The organism is Pseudomonas sp. LM13 (assembly GCF_041381355.1).
GTDB lineage: Bacteria > Pseudomonadota > Gammaproteobacteria > Pseudomonadales > Pseudomonadaceae > Stutzerimonas > Stutzerimonas frequens.
The window spans coordinates 1-2,512 of sequence record NZ_JACBXH010000093.1 but is presented as its reverse complement, the minus strand read 5'-3'; the positions used below and the strand labels follow the sequence as shown (position 1 = coordinate 2,512).

3 protein-coding genes and 2 pseudogenes are annotated in these 2,512 nt (G+C 56.8%); 3 read left to right on the top strand and 2 right to left on the bottom strand.

From position 1 onward, the window contains the following. Positions 1–352: hypothetical protein (locus HZR81_RS23360; RefSeq protein ID WP_500129370.1), on the top strand; the 352-nt coding region annotated here is incomplete at its 5' end. On the opposite strand, the pseudogene HZR81_RS23355 reads toward HZR81_RS23360, so the two are convergent. Both HZR81_RS23355 and HZR81_RS23350 read right to left on the bottom strand, forming a co-directional pair. Then, positions 348–446: pseudogene (locus HZR81_RS23355) on the bottom strand (arsenic resistance protein); the annotation flags it as partial. The gene HZR81_RS23360 and the pseudogene HZR81_RS23355 overlap by 5 nt on opposite strands. Before the next feature lie 35 nt (positions 447–481). Continuing rightward, positions 482–1,114, bottom strand: coding sequence for an HAD family hydrolase (locus tag HZR81_RS23350; protein WP_500129369.1), 633 nt, complete (start codon positions 1,112–1,114; stop codon positions 482–484). A gap of 467 nt (positions 1,115–1,581) precedes the next feature. Here HZR81_RS23350 and HZR81_RS23345 point away from each other — a divergent pair. Together HZR81_RS23345 and HZR81_RS23340 are read left to right on the top strand one after the other, a co-directional pair. Next, positions 1,582–1,821 (top strand): annotated as a pseudogene (locus tag HZR81_RS23345) (copper-transporting ATPase); the annotation flags it as partial. A 78-nt stretch (positions 1,822–1,899) separates the two neighbouring features. After that, the gene (locus HZR81_RS23340) at positions 1,900–2,280 is read left to right on the top strand and encodes a hypothetical protein (RefSeq protein WP_313487853.1); all 381 of its coding nucleotides are present in this window, start codon (positions 1,900–1,902) and stop codon (positions 2,278–2,280) included. Positions 2,281–2,512: the final 232 nt, after the last annotated feature.

The window sequence follows — 2,512 nt, the reverse complement described above, 5'->3', positions numbered from 1 at the left end:
AGACCCCGACATTACGATGCCGCAATCTCCTCGTAATACGACGCCGGCACTGGAGGAAGGTCCTACCGGAAGAAAGTGCCACTTCGGATGCCACTCTATGGCGGACAGGCCGGAGAATCATCTGGCCATCGCCGCGTACTACCGCACGCTGGCCGGCGACGCGCTGGCTGAAGCCGAGAAGCACAAGGCGATGCGCAACACCTATCGGCACGACCACCAGAAGTTCAAGTCTGGAGCTGCCACGGGGCAGTCGATGGCACGGCACTGTGACCGACTGACCAAGCTCCAGGAAGAGACCGCCGCAGAGTACGAGGCGCTTGCAAAGCTCCATGAAGCTGAGGCGGCAGCGTGATCACAGCCGCTGCAGCCAGCTCGCGAATGGACTCCGGGAGCGCTAGGGCCAGGGGAAGCACTACAAGCGAGTTGCGAGTGCTTGAACTGAAGGCCGATAGCTGGAGGCGACCTCGAATGTGCGCTAGTGCTACGTTCTAGTGACAGTCCCCATGCCCAAAATGTGGTCTGCAAATTCGATCAGGCTAGCGAATCGGCCAGGACCACGGATGGCATCGCGCCGTAGGTGGAAGCCATGCACTCCCAGCCTTTCGGGACCGAGCACATCGGCCTCCAATGTATCGCCGATCATTGCAATGGAAGGCGCTTTGCAACCCAACCGATTTAACAGATGTTCGTAGATCGCTGGCTCCGGTTTGACCGCACCTACCTCGAAGCTCCAGGCATAGGCCTCAAACTCAGGCAGTAGCAACTTGGCAGGAATGGCATAGGGGGTAGCCAAGTTGGAGCAGAGCGCCACTTTCAGCCCCGCTCTCTTAAGCCTTTCCAGTGTCCGCAGAGCGTCGTCATAGGGACTTACGCTGGTCAGTTCCGCGTAGAGATCAAGCTCCAGAGCGGCAAGCTCATCGTTATTTAGCTGTGTACCAAACAGGCTGGCGGCGCCGGCGAGCCCCACGTTTCGTGTCATCAATGTTCTGGCATCATCGGTCCTAGGTTGACGACCTTGGCTACGTGCCTGTTCTAAAAGCTTGCGAAATGGCCGCCGTCGTTCACCGATTTGCAGGAGCGTGCCATAGACATCGAAAATTACGGCTTCTATCAAAACAGAGTACCTGCGCTGCTTATGCTTTGCACGGTTCGGTATTTCATCAATGAATACGGCCGAGCATCGGACTATGGAGGCCTAGGCTAGGCCAGTAAGAAGTATTTGTGCGAGCTACTTTTCCAGCTGTTCGCTTCAACATTCGTACTGACATGCTGAGAAACTGACAGAAATGTAATGGTTAGTTCAGCCTTTGGTCAGGACGCTTTGCGTATGCTGGTTGTCGCACGCTGCAAGCATTGGGAAAAAAACCACGACGCCCTGCAGTAGGCCACGTTCGTTGCTGACCAATCCATAAGGTGCCCGTATGTACTCTCCGCAGTGCCATCACCAGCCCGACCAGACGAAAGGTACTGCAGCAGCACCCACAGACCCCTTCTGCGGGATGAAGGTGAAGGAGGACCAGCGGGCAAGCGACCGGAATAACAATGCATCGGCGCTCGCCTGGGCTGTGTTGGCGTAGCGATGGGCAGATCTGGGGGATGCTGCGTACGCGGACGCTATCGGTGGCGACTGTTCGCAATATTCGTCAGAACCGTGTGTTTGCCTTTATGTACAACGGGCTGAGCATCCCAATCGCCGCAAGCCTGCTCTATCCGTTCTCCGGGCAGTTGCTGTCCCCGAAGATTGCTGCCTTGCCCATGAGCCTCAGCTCAGCATCCGTTGTGTTTAACGACCTCCGGCTCCGTCAAGCGCGCGTTGGTTAGCGCCAGTCGGCTCAGATTCTGTTGCAGAGCGGCGGATTGCCTCATTGATTACCCTTGGATTGGCTCGTAGGCTAACTTATGAAGTTCCACATGCGCTCCTTCCTTATCCTGCTGCTAGTGCTTGCGCTTCCGATCAATGGGATAGCGGAAATGCTCATGCCGGTTGGATCGTCCGGGCATCACGTGATGTCCGATATGGAAGGTGTGGGCGCCATGACGACCGACCACGCTTCGATGGTTGGCGCCGATGACGGTGCTGAACACGAGTGCTGTGAAGCGAATGAGCATGGAACGGCGACCGTCTGCAAGACGGGCCAAGAATGCAAAACTGCAAGTATCCTTCAGCTTGTCTCAGTAAAAGCCCAGCTGATGCCTGCTGCTAAACCCGTGACCACTCCCTATAACGGCCTGATCCCCTCTAGCCTTTTAGACGCCGTCTGGCATCCACCCCGCGTCTAATTCCGATCAATTATAGGAACCGCCCGAGTGAGCATTCGGGCCGGCTACCGCGCGCCTTTGGCTCGCATGAAAGATCAGGAATCCTTCGCAAATGAAACCCCGTATTTATTGGGCGCCGCCGTACGTGGCCGCCTTGATCATGGGCGCGCTCTCGTTTCCAGGGTTAGTGTCCGCTTTGACCTTAGAACAAGCTCTGAGCGTGGCCGAGCAAGACGCGCCTTCGCTGCATGCG